General features: G+C 56.5%; 18 protein-coding genes. 8 read left to right on the forward strand and 10 right to left on the reverse strand.

The features are described 5' to 3' along the window. Nucleotides 1-46: 46 nt before the first annotated feature. Together HU806_RS01870 and HU806_RS01875 are read left to right on the forward strand one after the other, a co-directional pair. Nucleotides 47-1,276, forward strand: coding sequence for a YcaO-like family protein (locus HU806_RS01870; protein ID WP_186609547.1), 1,230 nt, complete (start codon nucleotides 47-49; stop codon nucleotides 1,274-1,276). Beyond that, nucleotides 1,269-2,222 carry a class I SAM-dependent methyltransferase gene (locus HU806_RS01875; RefSeq protein ID WP_186609549.1) on the forward strand — a complete coding sequence of 318 codons (954 nt, stop codon included), beginning with the start codon at nucleotides 1,269-1,271 and terminating at the stop codon, nucleotides 2,220-2,222. The genes HU806_RS01870 and HU806_RS01875 overlap by 8 nt, the downstream gene beginning before the upstream one ends. A gap of 66 nt (nucleotides 2,223-2,288) precedes the next feature. Here the strand turns inward: HU806_RS01875 and HU806_RS01880 are convergent, their stop codons facing one another. The 6 genes from HU806_RS01880 to HU806_RS01905 are packed head-to-tail and all read right to left on the reverse strand — an operon-like array spanning nucleotide 2,289 to nucleotide 8,242. After that, on the reverse strand, nucleotides 2,289-4,031 hold the full coding sequence (locus HU806_RS01880; RefSeq protein WP_186609551.1) for an ABC transporter substrate-binding protein: 1,743 nt from the start codon (nucleotides 4,029-4,031) through the stop codon (nucleotides 2,289-2,291). Nucleotides 4,032-4,081: 50 nt separating this feature from the next. Then, nucleotides 4,082-4,354 carry a DUF2160 domain-containing protein gene (locus HU806_RS01885; protein ID WP_025212861.1) on the reverse strand — a complete coding sequence of 91 codons (273 nt, stop codon included), beginning with the start codon at nucleotides 4,352-4,354 and terminating at the stop codon, nucleotides 4,082-4,084. Between the two features lie 10 nt (nucleotides 4,355-4,364). Beyond that, nucleotides 4,365-5,165, reverse strand: a complete 801-nt coding sequence (locus HU806_RS01890) for a carbohydrate ABC transporter permease (RefSeq protein WP_186609553.1) — start codon at nucleotides 5,163-5,165, stop codon at nucleotides 4,365-4,367. Between the two features lie 10 nt (nucleotides 5,166-5,175). Next, the gene (locus HU806_RS01895) at nucleotides 5,176-6,042 is read right to left on the reverse strand and encodes a carbohydrate ABC transporter permease (protein WP_186609555.1); all 867 of its coding nucleotides are present in this window, start codon (nucleotides 6,040-6,042) and stop codon (nucleotides 5,176-5,178) included. Further along, nucleotides 6,039-7,148 carry an ABC transporter ATP-binding protein gene (locus HU806_RS01900; RefSeq protein WP_186609557.1) on the reverse strand — a complete coding sequence of 370 codons (1,110 nt, stop codon included), beginning with the start codon at nucleotides 7,146-7,148 and terminating at the stop codon, nucleotides 6,039-6,041. Before HU806_RS01900 ends, HU806_RS01895 begins: the two co-directional genes overlap by 4 nt. Then, nucleotides 7,148-8,242, reverse strand: coding sequence for an ABC transporter ATP-binding protein (locus HU806_RS01905; RefSeq protein ID WP_186609559.1), 1,095 nt, complete (start codon nucleotides 8,240-8,242; stop codon nucleotides 7,148-7,150). Before HU806_RS01905 ends, HU806_RS01900 begins: the two co-directional genes overlap by 1 nt. A gap of 317 nt (nucleotides 8,243-8,559) precedes the next feature. Here HU806_RS01905 and HU806_RS01910 point away from each other — a divergent pair, with 317 nt between their 5' ends. After that, entirely contained in the window at nucleotides 8,560-10,410 is a 1,851-nt protein-coding gene (locus tag HU806_RS01910) for a sigma-54-dependent Fis family transcriptional regulator (protein WP_186609561.1), read from the forward strand. A 47-nt stretch (nucleotides 10,411-10,457) separates the two neighbouring features. Here HU806_RS01910 and HU806_RS01915 read toward each other — a convergent pair whose 3' ends face one another. Then, nucleotides 10,458-10,961, reverse strand: a complete 504-nt coding sequence (locus HU806_RS01915; protein WP_186609564.1) for an anti-virulence regulator CigR family protein — start codon at nucleotides 10,959-10,961, stop codon at nucleotides 10,458-10,460. Between the two features lie 340 nt (nucleotides 10,962-11,301). On the opposite strand from HU806_RS01915, the gene HU806_RS01920 reads away from it, so the two are divergent. The 3 genes from HU806_RS01920 to HU806_RS01930 all read left to right on the forward strand — a co-directional run bounded on the left by HU806_RS01920 (nucleotide 11,302) and on the right by HU806_RS01930 (nucleotide 12,481). Further along, complete coding sequence (locus HU806_RS01920) at nucleotides 11,302-11,499, forward strand: hypothetical protein (RefSeq protein WP_186609565.1); 198 nt, start codon at nucleotides 11,302-11,304, stop codon at nucleotides 11,497-11,499. Between the two features lie 286 nt (nucleotides 11,500-11,785). Next, the gene (locus HU806_RS01925; RefSeq protein WP_186609567.1) at nucleotides 11,786-12,214 is read left to right on the forward strand and encodes a DUF2628 domain-containing protein; all 429 of its coding nucleotides are present in this window, start codon (nucleotides 11,786-11,788) and stop codon (nucleotides 12,212-12,214) included. 90 nt (nucleotides 12,215-12,304) lie between these two features. After that, the gene (locus tag HU806_RS01930) at nucleotides 12,305-12,481 is read left to right on the forward strand and encodes a DUF3606 domain-containing protein (RefSeq protein WP_186609569.1); all 177 of its coding nucleotides are present in this window, start codon (nucleotides 12,305-12,307) and stop codon (nucleotides 12,479-12,481) included. Between the two features lie 195 nt (nucleotides 12,482-12,676). Here HU806_RS01930 and HU806_RS01935 read toward each other — a convergent pair whose 3' ends face one another. After that, nucleotides 12,677-12,880: a hypothetical protein gene (locus tag HU806_RS01935; protein WP_186609571.1), complete on the reverse strand. Its 204-nt coding sequence runs from the start codon at nucleotides 12,878-12,880 to the stop codon at nucleotides 12,677-12,679. Between the two features lie 246 nt (nucleotides 12,881-13,126). Here HU806_RS01935 and HU806_RS01940 point away from each other — a divergent pair, with 246 nt between their 5' ends. Then, nucleotides 13,127-13,651, forward strand: coding sequence for a DUF2867 domain-containing protein (locus HU806_RS01940; RefSeq protein WP_186609573.1), 525 nt, complete (start codon nucleotides 13,127-13,129; stop codon nucleotides 13,649-13,651). A gap of 367 nt (nucleotides 13,652-14,018) precedes the next feature. Here the strand turns inward: HU806_RS01940 and HU806_RS01945 are convergent, their stop codons facing one another. Further along, nucleotides 14,019-14,495 carry a bacteriocin immunity protein gene (locus tag HU806_RS01945; RefSeq protein WP_186609575.1) on the reverse strand — a complete coding sequence of 159 codons (477 nt, stop codon included), beginning with the start codon at nucleotides 14,493-14,495 and terminating at the stop codon, nucleotides 14,019-14,021. A gap of 106 nt (nucleotides 14,496-14,601) precedes the next feature. Then, a complete protein-coding gene (locus HU806_RS01950; RefSeq protein WP_186609577.1) occupies nucleotides 14,602-14,958 on the reverse strand; it encodes a DUF3077 domain-containing protein in 357 nt (118 codons plus the stop codon). A 433-nt stretch (nucleotides 14,959-15,391) separates the two neighbouring features. On the opposite strand from HU806_RS01950, the gene HU806_RS01955 reads away from it, so the two are divergent. After that, nucleotides 15,392-16,477 (forward strand): type I restriction endonuclease, encoded by a 1,086-nt coding sequence (locus HU806_RS01955; RefSeq protein WP_186609580.1) that lies wholly within the window; start codon nucleotides 15,392-15,394, stop codon nucleotides 16,475-16,477. The last annotated feature ends 1,213 nt before the right edge of the window (nucleotides 16,478-17,690 follow it).

Consider the following 17,690-nt stretch of genomic DNA (forward strand, 5'->3'; position numbering starts at 1 on the left):
TGCCCCCATACCACCCCGTACCACCCCGTACCAGGAGTGACGAAACATGGACGCATCTCTCGCGCCAGAGCGCGAACTGTCCCTGGCTCAGGCAGCACGACAAATCGAAGCCGAGCTGCTGGCCCTGGGATTGCAAAGCAGCCTGCGCGCACTGGGCAACCGGGTCGTCTCGGTCCAGGCTGAAGTCGGTAACTCGCGGGCAAAAGTCATGGGGTGCGGCAAGGGATACGCCGAATCGGCTCGCGTCGGCGCGCTGTACGAAGCACTGGAACATTATTTGAGCGACCCGGCCCTCGCCACGGACCTCAGTCTGTTGACGACCGCTGACTTGAGCGGCGGCGTATTCGGCAAAGACGACTTGTTGAATACCCTGCAGGACCAGCCTGACTGTCGGATCGCCTGCCGCTCTTACACGGCCATCACCGACGGCACCTCGTTCCACTACCCCATCGCATTGACGATGCCGCTTTATGCAAATGACCCCCTGCCAACCGATACGACCGACTACCGTTCGCTACGGCGCTATTCCAGCAACAGCGGCACCGCCATCGGCGCGACCCGTGACGAAGCGCTACTTCACGGCCTCAACGAGTGCGTGGAGCGTGATGCGGTCTCGATATTCCTGCTGGATCATTTTTATTACCAGAACGCCACACCCCTGCGCATCGTCCAGCGCCTGCCCACCGAAGAGGCTGTAGGCAGACTGTGGGCCGATGCCCAGGCGGAGATCGACGCGCCAATCGTGTTATTGGACATCAGCACAGAGTTTTCGGCCACCACGTGCCTGGCCTTTGCCGACACCGACCACGGGCTGGTCGGCGTTTTCGGCGCAGGCACTTCGCTCGACCCGCGTCACGCCGCGTCGCGCGCCTTGACCGAATTGGTTCAACTGCACCTGAACGCCAGCGAATCCCCGCTGCGCGACCAACTGTCCAAGGCCGAGCGCCACTTGGCCAGATTTGCCCGCTTGCGACGCTGCATGCGCTTTGATCCACGCCATCTACTCGACACCCGGCCGCAAAAAATCATTCGGCTGCCGACAGTCGACGGAGCCTGCCCATTGGATCAGCAGATCCGGCAACTGGCCGATAACCTTCACCAACATGGGTACATGGTCGGCAGCTCGACGCTTTACCGTTCCGAGGCAGGCACGACACTGGTCAATGTCGTGGTGCCCGGGCTGGAGCGCTTCTACATCGTCTCCAGCGGCAACGTGGTCGTGCCCATGGCGCGCGGACGACAACGCGCCCTGGCGGGAGCGACGGCCGATGCCTGAACCGATGACGCGGCAGCGTCTGCGGCGCGAACTGGAGCTGGAAAACGTGTTGCAGGCCGAACCCGTGGCGCCAGAATCATGGGCGCGCTTCGTCGAACCCAGGGGCGTCGGGCTCAACCACATCTTCATCCTGCGTTGCCGGGGACGCGACTGGGTCGGCCGCAAGACATTGCAACGGGATGAACACACGCGCCTGCGCTTGGACAGTCGGCTCGCACCCTGGATGCTGCTCGGGCCGCTCGGCCAACTGCACTGGGGTGATGAGGGCTTGGTGCTCGATTACCGGCCCACTCGGCAGGCGGACAAAGTGGCCGCGTTCGCTGATGCGCTGGGCGCCCCCGACAGTGAGATCTACTTTCCTTTCCCCGCCCTTCGGCGCAACGGGAGAGAGTTCGTCTGCCCTCCCGGCTATTGGGCGTTCACTGAAGGTCTCGCCAGTAAGCTCGACGAGGGTGAAGCACACTTTCGACACCACTGCTGCACGCTGCTGCGGTCCTGGCTGAAACCTGGCGCGGTGATCCATGACCCGGCCTGCTCCACCGGCACGTTCATTCACCAACTGGCCCTTGCCCTGCCAGACAGCCGTTGCATCGGCTCGGATCGTTCGCCCTCGATGATAGAAGCGGCCCGCAATCGTTATGGATGTTCGGTTGACTTTCGGCTAGCCGATGCCGTCGACCCCGTCAGCGTCTATTGCGATGTACTCGTGCTTCGGTTTCTCAACGCAGAAGTCATGACCCGTTCCGAAGCCGAACAGTTGCTGCCGCGATTGGTGGAGACACTGGTCCCCGGCGGCAGGCTTATCGTGTTCGGACATACACCCGTGCTGCCGGCGATGGACTACCTGGCCAGCCGATGCGCATTGACGCTCGTTTCCCGTCTCGCCTCGTGTAGCGTCACTGGACAGCTCTTCCAGTTCTACGTCCTGACGAAGGACCCGAGATGATGCAGGCTTTGCCGCCCGAAAAAAAACGGCACCTTTCGATGCCGTTCGTTTGTCACGCTTGAAGCATTACTTGCGGGCCGCCTCCCATGATTTCAACAGCTCGGTGTAGCTCACTGTTTCACCTTTAGGCTTCTCGTTCGCCAGTTTCGGCTTCGGTGCGCCCGGTTGGTCGAACCAGTATTGCGCGTCGCGCTCAGGGTTCATCTTAGGCGCACAAGTGGCCTGGGCCTTGGAGCGTTCCAGACGGGTCATGATCGCGTCCTGATCCTTGGCCAGGCCATCGAGGGCCTGTTGCGGAGTCTTCTCGCCGCTGGCCGCTTCGGCGATGTGGCTCCACCACAGTTGCGCCAGGCGTGGGTAGTCCGGCACGTTGGTCCCGGTCGGGGTCCATTGCACGCGGGCCGGGCTGCGGTAGAACTCCACCAGGCCACCGAGTTTCGGCGCCAGGTCGGTCAGGGCCTGGGAGTTGATGTCCGACTCACGAATCGGCGTCAGGCCGACGATAGTCTTCTTCAACGAGACAGTCTTGGAGGTCACGAACTGCGCATAGAGCCAGGCCGCGAGTTTCTGTTTCTCAGGCGTGGACTTCATGAACGTCCACGAACCCACGTCCTGATAACCCAGCTTCATGCCCTCTTCCCAATACGGACCGCGCGGCGAAGGCGCCATGCGCCATTTCGGCGTGCCATCGGCGTTCACCACCGGCAGGCCCGGCTTGGTCATGTCGGCAGTGAATGCGGTGTACCAGAAAATCTGCTGGGCGATGTTGCCCTGGGCCGGCACCGGTCCGGATTCGGAGAAAGTCATGCCCGCCGCTTCCGGTGGCGCGTACTTCTTCATCCAGTCCACGTATTTGGTGGTGGCGAACACGGCCGCGGGGCCGTTGGTGTCGCCGCCACGGGTCACGCTGGAACCGACCGGGTGGCAGTCTTCGACGCGAATGCCCCACTCGTCCACCGGCAAACCGTTGGGCAAGCCCTTGTCGCCGCCACCGGCCATGGAGAACCAGGCATCGGTAAAGCGCCAGCCCAGGGACGGGTCTTTCTTGCCGTAGTCCATGTGGCCATAGACACGCTTGCCGTCGATCTCCTTGACGTCTTCGGAGAAGAACTTGGCGATGTCTTCATAGGCCGACCAGTTCACCGGTACGCCCAACTCGTAGCCGTATTTCTCCTTGAACTTGGCCTTCAGGTCCGCACGTTCGAACCAGTCGGCGCGGAACCAGTACAGGTTGGCGAACTGCTGGTCGGGCAGCTGATAGACCTTGCCGTCCGGCGCGGTGGTGAAGGAAATACCGATGAAGTCCTTGAGGTCCAGGGTCGGCGAGGTGAAATTCTTGCCTTCGTTGGCCATCAGGTCAGTGATCGACTCGGTCTTGCCATAGCGAAAGTGCGTGCCGATCAGGTCCGAGTCGTTGACCCAGCCGTCATAGATATTCTTGTCGGACTGCATCTGGGTCTGCAGCTTCTCCACCACATCGCCTTCCTGGAGCAGGTCGTGGGTCAGCTGGATCCCGGTGATTTCGTTGAAGGCCTTGGCCAACACCTTGGATTCATATTCGTGAGTGGCGATGGTTTCCGACACCACGTTGATTTTCATCCCGCGAAACGGCTCGGCGGCCTTGATGAACCACTTCAGCTCTTCGAGCTGCTGCTCGGCTGTCAGGGTCGACGGCTTGAATTCACTGCCGATCCATTTTTTAGCGGCGTCTTCATAGGCGTCGGCCCAGGCCGAAGCGCTCAGCCCGCTGAGTGCCAGCATGGCTGCCAATGAAACGCTATGTCGCAGCTTATTGTTTTTATCGAACATAGAGACCTCTCCTGTTTGGGTTTAAGAGCCTGATCGTCGCGTTGTCGCGATTAGCCCCACCGCATCACTGCCAACAGCCACACCAAAGACAACGCGAACGCTATCCAGATGCTCCAGTCGGTAACGCCGATTACCAGCAGGTGCAGGTAGGCGCTACCGAGAAGACCGATAAACAACCGATCGCCACGGGTCGTGGCAATCGGCAGGAAACCACGCCGAGGGATACTCGGCGAACGCAATTCCCATGTCGTCATGCCCGCCAGCAGCAAGGCAATGACCCCAAAGAATGCCGCCGTCGGGGCGGTCCAGTTCATCCATTCCATCATCGACTCCTCAGACCCGGCCCAGGGCAAAGCCCTTGGCCACGTGGTTGCGAACGAACCAGATCACCAGCATGCCCGGCAGGATGGTCAACACCCCCGCCGCCGCCAGCACCCCCCAGTCGATACCGGACGCCGACACCGTGCGGGTCATGACCGCCGCGATCGGCTTGGCATTCACCGAGGTCAATGTCCGGGCCAGCAACAGCTCGACCCAGGAAAACATGAAGCAGAAAAACGCCGTGACACCGATGCCGGAGCCAATCAACGGAATGAAGATCTTGGTGAAGAACTTGGGGAAACTGTAGCCGTCAATGTAGGCGGTCTCGTCAATTTCTTTTGGCACTCCGGACATGAAGCCTTCGAGGATCCACACCGCCAGCGGGACGTTGAACAGGCAGTGGGCCAAAGCCACCGCGATGTGGGTGTCGAACAGCCCGATCGATGAGTACAGCTGGAAGAACGGCAGCAGGAATACCGCCGGTGGCGCCATGCGGTTGGTCAGCAGCCAGAAGAACAGATGCTTGTCGCCGAGAAAGCGGTAGCGCGAGAACGCATAGGCTGCCGGCAGCGCGACCGCCAGGGAAATCACCGTGTTCAAACTCACGTAGTACAGCGAGTTGAGGTAACCGGTGTACCAGCTCGGATCGGTGAAAATCACCTTGTAGTTGTGGAAGGTGAAATCCTGCGGCCACAGGGTCAGGCTGCCAAGGATCTCAGTGTTGCTCTTGAACGACATGTTCAGCAGCCAGTAGATGGGCACCAGCAGGAACAGGATGTAGATCAACAGCGGAATCAGCTTTCTTTTGCTCATGGTGCGGGCCTCAACGGTTGGCGTCGGAGTGCGTCATGGCGGTGTAGAACAGCCAGGACACCAACAGAATGATCAGGAAGTACACCAGGGAAAACGCCGCCGCCGGGCCCAGGTCGAATTGGCCGATGGCCATTTGCGTCAGGGTCTGGCTGAGGAACGTCGTGGCGTTGCCCGGCCCGCCGCCGGTGAGTACGAACGGCTCGGTGTAGATCATGAAACTGTCCATGAAGCGCAGCATCACGGCGATCAGCAGCACGCTTTTCATCTTCGGCAACTGAATGTGGCGGAACACCGCCCAGCTGGATGCACGATCGATCCGCGCCGCTTGATAGTAGACGTCTGGAATCGCCCGCAACCCCGAATAGCACAACAGCGCCACCAGTGAAGTCCAGTGCCAGACGTCCATCACCAGCACCGTGACCCAAGCGTCCATGGTGTTGGCCGCATAGTTGTATTTGATGCCCATGGCGTTGAGCGTCGAGCCCAGCAGGCCGATGTCGGCACGGCCGAAAATCTGCCAGATGGTGCCCACCACGTTCCACGGGATCAGCAGCGGAATCGCCAGGATGATCAACACCAGGGATGACCATTTGCCCTTGGTCGGCATGGTCAGGGCGATAGCGATGCCCAGGGGGATTTCAATCAACAACACGCACGCCGAGTAGATGAACTGGCGCAGCAGCGAGTCGTGCAGGCGTGGATCGAGCAGCACCTGCCTGTACCAGTCGGCGCCGACGAAGTAGCGGCTGGACTGGTCAAAGATGTCCTGCACCGAATAGTTGACCACGGTCATCATCGGGATCACGGCACTGAAGGCCACCAGCAGGAATACCGGCAGCACCAGCCACCAGGCCTTGTTGTTCTGCACCTTGTTCATGGCTGCACCTCGCCAGTGGGTTCGAGCAGATATTCATCGGCATAGACCATCAGCCATTGCGCCGGGAAACTGATGTACGCCGTACCTTCCGGCACCGGCTTGTCTTCGGCCAGGCGCACTTTCAGCGGCGCACCGTCGAGGTTCAGGGTCAGGATCTTGTAGGTGCCGAGGTCTTCGACATGCACCACGTCAGCCCGCATCGCGTCGTCGTAAGGGCCGTCCCAGACGTGGATGAATTCCGGACGAATGCCGACTTTCAGGCTTTTGCCTTCAGCCTCGGCGACCCGACGTTGCAAGGTTTCCGACAAGGGCAAGTGGGTCGAGGCAAAACCGACGCCGCCGGGCTGCGCCGTGACCTCGATCAGGTTCATGCCAGGGCTGCCGATGAAATAGCCGACAAAGGTGTGGCTCGGGCGTTCGAACAAATCCCGCGGCGTGCCGAACTGGACGATCTGGCCGCCGTACATCACCGCGATCTTGTCGGCGAACGTCGAAGCTTCCAACTGGTCGTGGGTGACGTAGACCATGGTGATGTTGAACTGCTCGTGGATCTGCTTGAGCTTGCGCCGCAGTTTCCATTTCAGGTGCGGGTCGATCACCGTCAGCGGCTCGTCGAACAGGATCGCCGACACATCGTCGCGCACCAGCCCACGGCCCATGGAGACTTTCTGTTTCTCATCGGCGGTGAGGTTGCGGGCCTTTTTGTCCAGCAGGTTCTGCAGGTCGAGGACCTCGGCGATCTCCTGCACCTTGGTGTGGATCCGCGCTTCGGCCATGCCTTGGTTGCGCAGCGGAAACGCCAGGTTATCGAACACTGTCATGGTGTCGTACACCACTGGGAACTGGAACACCTGGGCGATGTTGCGGCGCTCCGGGGTCAGGTCGTTGACGACTTTACTGTCGAACATCACCTGCCCTTCGGAAGGGCTGAGCAAACCGGAGATGATGTTGAGCAAGGTCGACTTGCCGCAGCCCGAAGGCCCGAGCAGCGCGTAGGCGCCGCCCTGCTCCCAGATGTGATTCATCTCGCGGATCGCGTAGTCTTCGGGGCCCGCCGGGGTGCTGGTGTAGCTGTGGGCGAGGTTTTGCAAACGAATTTCGGCCATCAGGCAACCCTCGCAATGCGCTGCCCGGGGGCTTGGACGAGCTTGCCCTGGGCGTCGAAGACAAACAATTTGTGGGTCGGGATGTAGATGCGGATCGGCGCGTCGACATCGTATTCGTGCACGCCGGGTAAATGCAGGACGAGCAGGAAATGTTCGTTGCGCACGTGCAGGAACGTCTCCGAGCCGCTGATCTCGGCCACTTCGACGGTCACTGCCAGTTCGAGGTCGTCGTCGTTACTCGGCACCAGGGAGATATGGCTGGGGCGCACGCCGAAACGGAACTCACCCTCGCCCACCGGACGCAAGTCGACGTTCAACGGGAAGTGGACGAAATTGGCGAAGCTGACTTCATTGCCGGCGATACGTCCCGGCATGAGGTTGATCGGCGGTTCGGAAAACAACTCGGCGGCCAGCACGGTTTGCGGCTGGTGATACACCGAGGACGACTTGCCACTCTGGATCACCCGACCTTCATGCAGGATCGTCGTCGTGCCGCCCAGGGCCAGCGCTTCGTTAGGCTCGGTGGTGGCGTAGACGGCGATAGTGTGGCGGGCCTGGAACAGCTCGCGCATTTCCTGGCGCAGCTCTTCGCGCAGCTTGTAGTCCAGGTTCACCAGCGGCTCGTCGAACAGGATCAGCTCAGCGTCCTTCACCAACGCCCGGGCCATGGCCGTGCGTTGCTGCTGGCCGCCGGACAGCTCCAGCGGATGACGCTTGAGGAATTTTTCGATCCGCAGCATTTTTGCGGTTTCCAGGACCTTGCCCTGGATGACCTCGTCGGACACGCCAGCCTGGCGCAACGGCGAGGCGATGTTTTCGAAAACGGTCATGGTCGGGTAGTTGATGAACTGCTGGTAGACCATCGACACGTTGCGCAACCGCACCGGGCGGTTGGTGACGTCGACGCCGTTCATCAGGATGCGGCCGCTGTCGGGTTTGTCCAGCCCGGCCATCAGGCGCATGAGGCTGGTCTTGCCGGACAGCGTGCGGCCCAGCAGGACGTTGAAGGATCCTGGTTCGAAACTCAGATTGGCATCGTCGATCCAGGTCTGGCCTTCGACGGTGCGACAGATGTGCTCAAGCTTTAATGACATGGCTCGGCCTTTTTATTATTTGGAGTCAAGCGACCCAGGTGCAAAAGCGAAAGCCGTGCCAGAAATCGCAAGCTAATGATTTTATTAGGATAGGTTTCTATTAAGCGGAAAATGCAATTCGCTGATGAACACAAGTGAACAATGAGGAATGAACAACTGAACAATGAGCAGGTTGACAATGAACAATTTTGAACAACACTGAATGAACGCTTTCGGTTAGCCTGGCCTCCAGTCGATGGAGGCGCGATTGCCCCAGCACAAGGAGTCTGTGCGAGACTTGCCACAACAATAAAAAACCGCACCTACGAGAGTGCCCCATGGCCGCACCTGCTCCTGCCTTGTCCCACGAGGCCATCATCCAGGCCTCCTGGTCCCGCTGCCGCGCCTTTGGCCTGAATCACCAGAGCGTGCCCGCGTTCGACCAATTGCCCGCCGAGGGCATTGCCCAATTACTCGAAAGCCAGCATTCACTGGTGCAGACCACGCACCAGGAAGTCCTGCCGTATTACGAGAACATCCTGAGCAATTCCAATTGCCTGATCATGCTGGCCGACAATCAGGGCCAGGTGCTGACGTCCTGGGGCACCCAGCGGTTCATCGAACCGAAACTGGCCCATGGCTTCAGCGCCGGGGCGAGCTGGATGGAACGCTGCACGGGCACCAACGCCATCGGCACCGCATTGGCCTGCGAACAGGCGGTGCACATCGAACACGATGAACACTTCCTCAAGGCCAACCGCTTCATGACCGGCTCCGCGGCGCCGATCTTCGACGCCGAACGCAAGGTCATCGCGGTGCTGGACGTCTCCAGCGACAGTTACTTGCCGCCGTCCCACACCCTGGGCATGGTCAAGATGATGAGCCAGACCGTGGAGAACCGGCTGATCCTCAACCTGTTTCGCGGTGAACACTTCCAACTGACTTTCAACACTGGACTGAACAACCTCGACAGCCAGTGGGCCGGGCTGTTGATTTTCGATGAAAGCGGTCAAGTGCTCTCGGCCAATCGTCGCGCGGATAATCTGCTGGGCCTCAGCTTGTCGCGGGTGAGCATCGAGAGCCTGTTCAAGGTCTCGCTGATGGAGTTGTTGAATCAGCCCGACGGCCTGCCGTTCGCCTTGCAGGCGTCTGGACGCAATCGATTCCAGTGCCTTCTCAAGCGTCCGAAACAGGTGTCGGTCAAACCGCGCATCTTTGCCGAACCGACGCCCCCGCCCAGGTCAGCGCCCGCCAATGCCACCATCAGCCTGAACACCTTGCACTTCGGCGACAACCGGGTGGAAAAAGCCGTGCGCCAAGCCGAGCGCTTGCTGGAAAAAGATATTCCGCTGTTGATCCACGGGGAAACCGGAGTCGGCAAGGAGGTGTTCGTCAAAGCCTTGCACCAGGCCAGTTCGCGCAACAAGCAGCCATTTATCGCGGTGAACTGCGCAGCCATACCCGCCGAGCTGGTGGAATCGGAATTGTTCGGTTATGAAAAAGGCGCCTTCACCGGCGCCAACCAGAAGGGCAGCATCGGCCTGATCCGCAAGGCCGACCGCGGCACGCTGTTCCTCGATGAAATCGGCGACATGCCGCTGCCGACCCAAGCCCGCCTGTTACGGGTATTGCAGGAGCGTTGCGTGCAACCGGTGGGCAGCGCCGAGCTGTTCCCGGTGGATATCCGCATCATTTCCGCCACCAACCGCTCGCTCCGTGAACAGGTGCAACTGGGACGATTCCGCGAAGATTTGTACTACCGCATCGGCGGCCTGACCCTGGAACTGCCACCGCTGCGCGAGCGCAGCGACAAGCAAGCACTGTTCAAACGCCTCTGGGAACATCACCGCGAACCGACCCAATGGGCGGGCCTGAGCCGCGAAGTCCTCGACCTGTTCGAACGCCATCCCTGGCCGGGCAATCTGCGGCAAGTCAGCAGCGTGCTGCAAGTGGCCCTGGCGATGGCCGAGGAACAGCCGATCCGGCCGGAGCATCTGCCCGACGATTTCTTTGTCGATTTGGAAATGGAGCCGATAGAAACGCCTGAGCCGCTGACAGTGGACCTGAATGATGCCGAAGACCTGAACCGTCAGTTGCAAGCAGTGGGCGGAAACATCTCACATCTGGCGCGACGGCTGGGGGTCAGCCGCAATACGCTGTACAAACGCCTGCGACAGCTTGAGAGCTGATACGAAAGCAGCCTCTGGAGAGGCTGCGATTTCGTTGGAACACCGGGTTAATCGAACGCACCGTTGAGCACTTCATAGATGATGCCGCTGGCAATCGCCACCAGGATCAAGTCCGTGCCGACCTGTTGCCACTCATAACCGTCATAGTGCGGCAGACGTCCCAATAAACGTCCGTCGAGCTTCTTGGCGATGCCCGGTGGCAGCGGCTTGCCGCGAGCGAGGTTCTTCTGGATGCCCGGTGGCAGCGCCGGACCAGGGCTCCAGTAATCACGATAGCCACCAATCACGCCAAGAATGCCACCACGGTCGACGCTCGGGCCGTTATGCCAATCGCCGCCACCACCCTGGTTGCCCTTGCCTCCCTGGTTGCCCTTGTTGCCGGCATTACCTTGGCCCCCCTTGTTGCCCTGCCCGCCCTTGCCTCCTTGCCCCTGACCTTGATCGAACTGAGCGTTTCCCTTTCCGTTACCCGGGTCCGCAACAACGATTCCAGGACCTGTGACCAAGGCAAAACAGGTCATTGCAGCAATCAACGAGCGCGATTTGAACATGGCAGTTCTCTCGAAAAAGGGGATGTCCCCTGTAAAGATATAGAGACTCACGGTGATATTAGTTCCATATCACGCTGCGCGTCGCTTGCCTGCACCGTCCACGCACTTCATGCCCAAGGATGGGTTTGTATTATCAGTGACTTATTTCTGAGGCAAAGTTGAAACGTTGCCGGCCTCGACAGCCATCGATTCATGCCGCTGGTCGCTTGGGGAAAGAGGCCCGCATAACGCCGCTGCCTCTGGCGCAAGGTTTGCACCGGAACGTCGTAGCAGCTCCAGGACGACGTCTTTCTGGCGCGGCAGCAAATTCTCATGCTTGGTCAGCCACTGGAGATGTACCGTGTCAACTCTCAATGAAATCGCAGCGAACCACGCGAGAATGGCAAAACTAAAGGAAGAGGAGTCGATGCGGCTGAGCGCACTAGAAAGCCAGGTAGTTGGCAGTCTTGAAATCCTGTGTCCACAAGCAAAGCAGGACATGCCGCTGCACTTTCTGACGATGACCCAAGACCATGTTTTTGCGGAGGCCATGCTCTGAGTGTTGACCTGAGTGTTGGATGATCCTGTCGCCCGTTGTTGAACGGGCGACAGGATAACCTGCCCTTTTCCATTTCCGCCCCCTTCCTCTGTACTCCTTGCCTGCGTGCGCCGGACTATCGTGATGTCCATCACAGATCAGCTAGCCATTTAAACGACCGGTGCGGTATTTCTGTGCGTGAACGCTTATAAAGCGGGCAGCACAACGCTTCGGGTTCAAGGCTAAAGACAGAAGCGTGGGACTCTCGGAAGAAATCCACTTTTCATGGAACACAAGGAACGGAAAAATGAGCAGCACTGAACAAGTACAAGGCACTGACAAATACAGCGCCAAATGGCAGGAACGCTTTGCCTTCTTTGACACCTATGGCGCACCAAACGACCCGCGCTACAAGGAAGCCGTCAAGACGCTGCCAGGCTTCAAGAAGAAGATACTGATCAATGCCAACGTCATTGCATTTTTCTTCGGGCCTATCTACCTGTTCGTTCTGGGCCTGTGGAAGAAAAACCTGGCCCTGTTGGGTATTTTCCTGGCAATCAACATCGTATTGAGCGTGATTTTCGCCATCGTCGGCATGGATTTCCCTCGACCTTTGAGCATGGGCCTGAACATCGCCATGTCGATGATGTATGCGCTCATGACCAACTACGCCTATTACTTGAAAGAAGTGAAAGGCGAGCAAGGCTGGAATCCGCTTAAAGGCATGCGCCTCTGACATAGGCCATAAAAATTGCGCAAACAGCCCAGCCTGATTGTCCATTGAGAGTCGCCTGGCACTACCAGGCCTTCTCAAAGGAACTCGACAATGGCTGACGACTTGAGCAATCGCGGGCCCCAAGACCGGAGCCGCATCAGCACCTCCGAAGACTGGGAACTGAAATACTGGACAAAAGAGTTCGGCGTAACCGAAAACGAGCTCAAGGCAGCGGTGAAAGCCGTTGGGCCGTTAGCCGATGATGTCCGCCGGCAACTGAAAAAGTAATCGATAAGCCCCACGTCCCCGTGGGGCTTTTGTGTGGTCCGGTAAAACATCTTTCGGTCGCGCAGCTTAAAGCGCTTCCAGCGAACGTCGCCGCATGTTCCGATTTGAAAGTGAACGAGCCGATCGAGGTTCAAACCGAATCCAAAGTCTTCTTGTTCGACTCGGCGCCTTTGCGTTTGTGCCTGCAGGCGGGCTTCAGTGAAGCACTCTACGGCTCTCCCCGATCCTTATGCGATCAAGGGCGCGGTTCAACGCATCCAGCGCCTTTAAAAGTGCCTGCGCTTCGGCTTCCCGGCCATCCCCCCATAAGCGCTCAGCCATTTTGTTGAGCGCCAGGATAGATCGCTCGATTTCGGCGGCCGTCGCTGCCGGTTTTTCGTCGGGCTGTTTCTTTGGCATTTAATGATCCTTCCTGGGGCATTGCTTCATCGCTCGGACAACGCAAACCGGCGGCTGAACTGAATTCATACAGACTGTGCATGGTCCGCAGCCGATTGATATGCTGCGAACACCAGCAAAGGTGGCCGTTGCGTTTTCAGGCCCGCCTGTAGGGCAACAAGGAGCGTTATACGACAAACCATCGCAACAAGAAACGTGACATGGCAGGTCGTCTAATCAGTAGTTAGAACTCAGGAGAGATCCCCGATGCCCCGACAATTCGAACTCATTATGTCCGTGCCAGTCCCCTCGAGGTCCGGCGTCACCCACCTTTACAAGTCGGTGAACCTGGCGGACGCCTTTGCGATTCGGCTTCCTGCGGGTACCTCTAACAATCCGGATTTGCTAGCTCGATTCATCCTTTCCCACCAGCCATCCTGGGTCGGATGGCTCATGAAAGTCCGGGACACTATCGCTGCATGTCTTGGTCTCAAGACAGCCAGATATTTGGCAACGCTTGCTAATCGGGTTGGCGTCTTCAAGGTCTACAGCACGAACCAGACTGAAATCGTGTTGGGAGAGGACGACAAGCACCTCGACTTCCGGATATCGATCCTGTGTTCGGGAGAGGAAGAGCCAGAAGGCAGTCGCCAACTGGTGTTTTCAACCGTGGTCCATTGCCACAATCGTCTAGGCCGGGCTTATATCTTCGTTATTGCCCCCTTTCATCGCTTGGTAGTAAAGGCCAGTCTCCTCCGTGCAGCGCGCGTCGGTTGGCCTCTGGCGGCCTGAGCCGCGACACCACAAACCCGTGCGAGGGGGCTTGGTCCCGCTGGGTGACGGAGCCGCTCAAAAAAGGTCTGGCGCGGTTTACATACAAACCACAGCAACCGGTTTACGACGGCTCTGCCACCGAACCGGAGCAAGCTCTCATCCGGCGATAAGGCCACCCGCACTTGTTGAAACACCGGGGACAGACCACGGACAGTTTCATCATCGTAGTCTGTCTCCGTCCTCCTTTTCACAATCGTGGTCCTGTTCCTGTTTTTCTCCACCGAGTTGTTGTGGAGTATTCATTGGTTCCGAGCTTACCGCCATTCCCAGCAACCCTCCCTGCGCGGGGTTTCATCCGCCTTGGAAGTGGGCCTGTGAACCGCGGCTACTCAGAGGCCCGCCCATCTTCCAACGCAATTTCTATCACTTGCTCCGGGGATAGTTCGTCGGAGTAACTTACATCGTTAAAATACTCACCTGGCCAAAAAATCAAATCAGATACCCGGTCATTCGGAATGTTTATCTCCAGCATACTGAGCCAAAACTCAATTGCATGGTCAGGTCCATCTCCGTTCATCACCCTTCGAGCAAGTTCGATAAGCTCTTGTTTCGCGAGATCTTCCAAACGCCGTCCATACGGTTTAACTAAGACCTTGCGAACCCACGCGTCATGACTCTGGCCGCCATAAATCCCTTGAAAGTCTATAAACTCAAATTCCGTCATTGCCTCTTTATTAAAAGCAGCCAACTGACATAGAGACTTCTCGGGATGTCCACAATCGATTTCTTCTGCGAGTGTTGTCAATCGAGCCACCAGCAACTCATCCAACACTGGAGGCATTAAATCAGCACGTAGTTCCATATACCTTCAACTTACTTTGGGTTGATCATTGAATCGGAATAACTGCAAATATCACTCGCGAAACTGGGGACAAATCACGATTAAGTTCATTTATTATCAAACCGCCTCATAATCGTGATCTACCCCATTTCCTCCGCGCGACGAATCGGAACGATTGTAGTCTCGATGTGTTGTTAGCTATTGGGTTTTTTGACTCCTCGGCTCTAGCCGTCATGTCCTTTACTACAACATCGACCACAGCTTTACTCATCTCCATTAAATAATGAGCGGCCCATCCATGACGGTCCGTTTTTCTTTCAAAGGTTGCGTCTTCTGCGAGCCGGTAAGCGAGATGCAAGAGGTTTGGCGCTTGTTGCAACGCTTCATTTAACGGGACACCGCCATTAATGCGGAACAGCGGACGATCGGAGCAATAATGGAATGGAGTGTAGCCGATAGTTTTTGCTTCTGGCTGTACGATCATTTGCGATCTCCACTGAGTAAGATGCAGCGGGACCGCGATGCAGAGCTGCGGAGCAGATGACGCCGTTTTCTCGATCTATCGATATGCATTTTTCAACTCCCTTGATTCGAAGAGCTGCCGCATCCGTTACCAAGCCCGGCCGCTGAATGTACAACGACATTCAGAGCGTAACGCGACAGAAAACCTCCGGCGAGAGCCTAAGGGTCAGAATAATGCTTTTGGTGGAATTTTCAGAAGTTTCCTACGCAAGGCGGATGAGAATGGCATCGAAGCGCTCAGCGTTGCCCTGGCTCTCTCCCGTGCTTGGCTGTTTCTATTACTTGAACTGTTTGAACATCCAGCATGGACAAAAATCCAGTATCGAGTAAACCTAACAAGTAATAGCGTTAAGCCTCTATTGACCCATTCGGGAAAATGGCCACGGAGCTGAAAAATGGAATTTATAGACCGCTTGAACGCAATGTCGGCGAAGGTAAACCAGTTAGCGTCAACAATTCAAACCGAGGAAGCAACTAAAAACGCTTTTGTAATGCCATTCATTCACACAGTGCTTGGCTATGACGTTTTCGATCCGTCCGAAGTCGTGCCCGAATACATATGTGACATTGGTACAAAAAAAGGCGAAAAAATTGATTACGCAATCTTAAAAAATGGCCAAATTCAAATTCTTATTGAGACCAAGAAAATTGGCGAATCACTGAATATAAACCATGCGAGCCAGTTGTTCAGATATTTCCATGTCACCACCGCCAGAATCTCAATCTTAACGAACGGCAGATTTTACAGATTTTTCACTGATTTAGACGCCCCCAATAAAATGGACGAAAAACCGTTCTTGGAGATAGATCTTTTAGACATCGACGAACACGTGGTACCAGAGCTGCAAAAGCTTACTAAATCAGCATTTGACGTTGAGTCAATTATTAACGCAGCAGGTGAATTGAAGTACGTAGGGCAGATAAAAAAAGAAATGGCTTCCCAGTTCACCCAGCCTGACGATGATTTTGTGCGTTTCTTCGCCTCTCGAATCTATGAAGGTGTGATCACGCAAAAAGTAAGAGAGCAGTTCGCGCTTCTAACTAAAAAAGCCGCCTCTCAGTTCCTAAACGATCAAATTAACGATCGCTTGAAGTCAGCAATCAGCGGCGTTCCGCTACTGACGCCAGCCGAACGGGTTGTATCCGAGAGCCAGCCTGAAACAAATGATACACCTGAGGATAGAGTCCTTACTACAATGGAAGAACTGGAAGGTTTCCATATCATAAAGGCGATAGTGCGCACAGTGATCGACTCGAAACGAATCGCACACAGAGACACCCAGAGCTATTTTGGAATTTTATTGGACGACAACAATCGTAAGCCAATCGCCAGGCTCCACTTCAATAGAACCCAAAAATATTTAGGTGTTTTCGATAAAGACAAAAACGAAACTCGACACCCCATTAATTCACTCGATGAAATCTATGAGTTTTCGGACTCTTTAAAAGAGACAATCACCTATTACCATGGGCAGGCCTGAAATAATAAATTCCGGCCTTTTGCCTAAACCCCAAAGACTGAAATATACGAGTTTCATCGACGATTAATTTAGGATCGGACACCGTGGCAGTCCTCATTTCCGATAGTTCATCCTTGGGTAGCGTTGGATATCTGCGAGGCGGGCGCTTCACTCGATTGGCGAGCGGTACGAAGTCGAGCGATACGCTAGGGAAAATGAGTTGCCGACGCAGCGGATGAATGAGATTAAGTAGCTACTTTCGCACCAGAAAGCGCCTATATTCATTTCGTTAGCATCAGCGCTGCCGCGATTTCTAAAGGTAATTTTCCTCTGGTGTGATGGGTCGGGTTTAGCACTTGAAAAATACATTGCACCGGCTACACCACCCTTCAGCTGCGCTCCGATTCATTGGAAAACGGAAAGGAGGATGACTTGTATCGGCAACCGTTAAAACCAGTGAGAATCTTATGAACCTACGCCGAAGCTCGTCGGCTGGAACGCTCATGCCTGCCCCTTCGACTATTTGAAGAACGCCGCCCGATACCCTGCTGTCAATCCGTTGCCACTCAAACTGCCAGCCTGTTACCCACGTGAAGTCCCGAATTTGATAGTCGCCGGTGGCGCTTTGGCATTGAGCGAGTTTCTTGTTGGAAAGGTCAAAAACAAAAAATGTGGGGTTTGGATAGCCGAGCCGCTGAGTACCATCAAGGCTCAAGCCTTCTTTTAGGTTGATGGAGGCTACAAGTGCTTTTGCTCGTCTATTGCGCCGTATCAAGTACCCTATGGCGATGCAAAAAATAGAAACAGAAGCCACAAAGAGCTGACGTCCTTCAACTGTAAGCTTATCGGGCGAAAACCGTATCATGCCCCACAAGAGTCCTATCGTCACAAGCCCCGATAACCAAACGGCGGGGACCACTACTCTGTTAGCGAGGCTAGCTCCGAGCGTCCTCTCACCGCTTTTCATAACGTGATCCAATACCTTTGATAGCAGAATGTTTAGGTTATCACCCAAAGAGCGCTAACTTATGGGACCTGGCCCGCAACAGCGAAAAGAAAAAGGGGACGGATTAATTTTTTGGCCGGCAGATAATTGATCCAAGCGAATCCATTCGATGGAAGCTGTCAGCGCAGCGGAGAAAAAGTCGGGTCGACCGGCCAGTTACCTGGGCCGGCCTCCCACAGATCCGGACGTGCGCAATTCACGCATCCGGCTCCTCAGTAACAGGGTTTG

This window comes from Pseudomonas sp. SWRI154 (assembly GCF_014268645.1).
Taxonomy (GTDB): Bacteria; Pseudomonadota; Gammaproteobacteria; order Pseudomonadales; family Pseudomonadaceae; genus Aquipseudomonas; species Aquipseudomonas marvdashtae.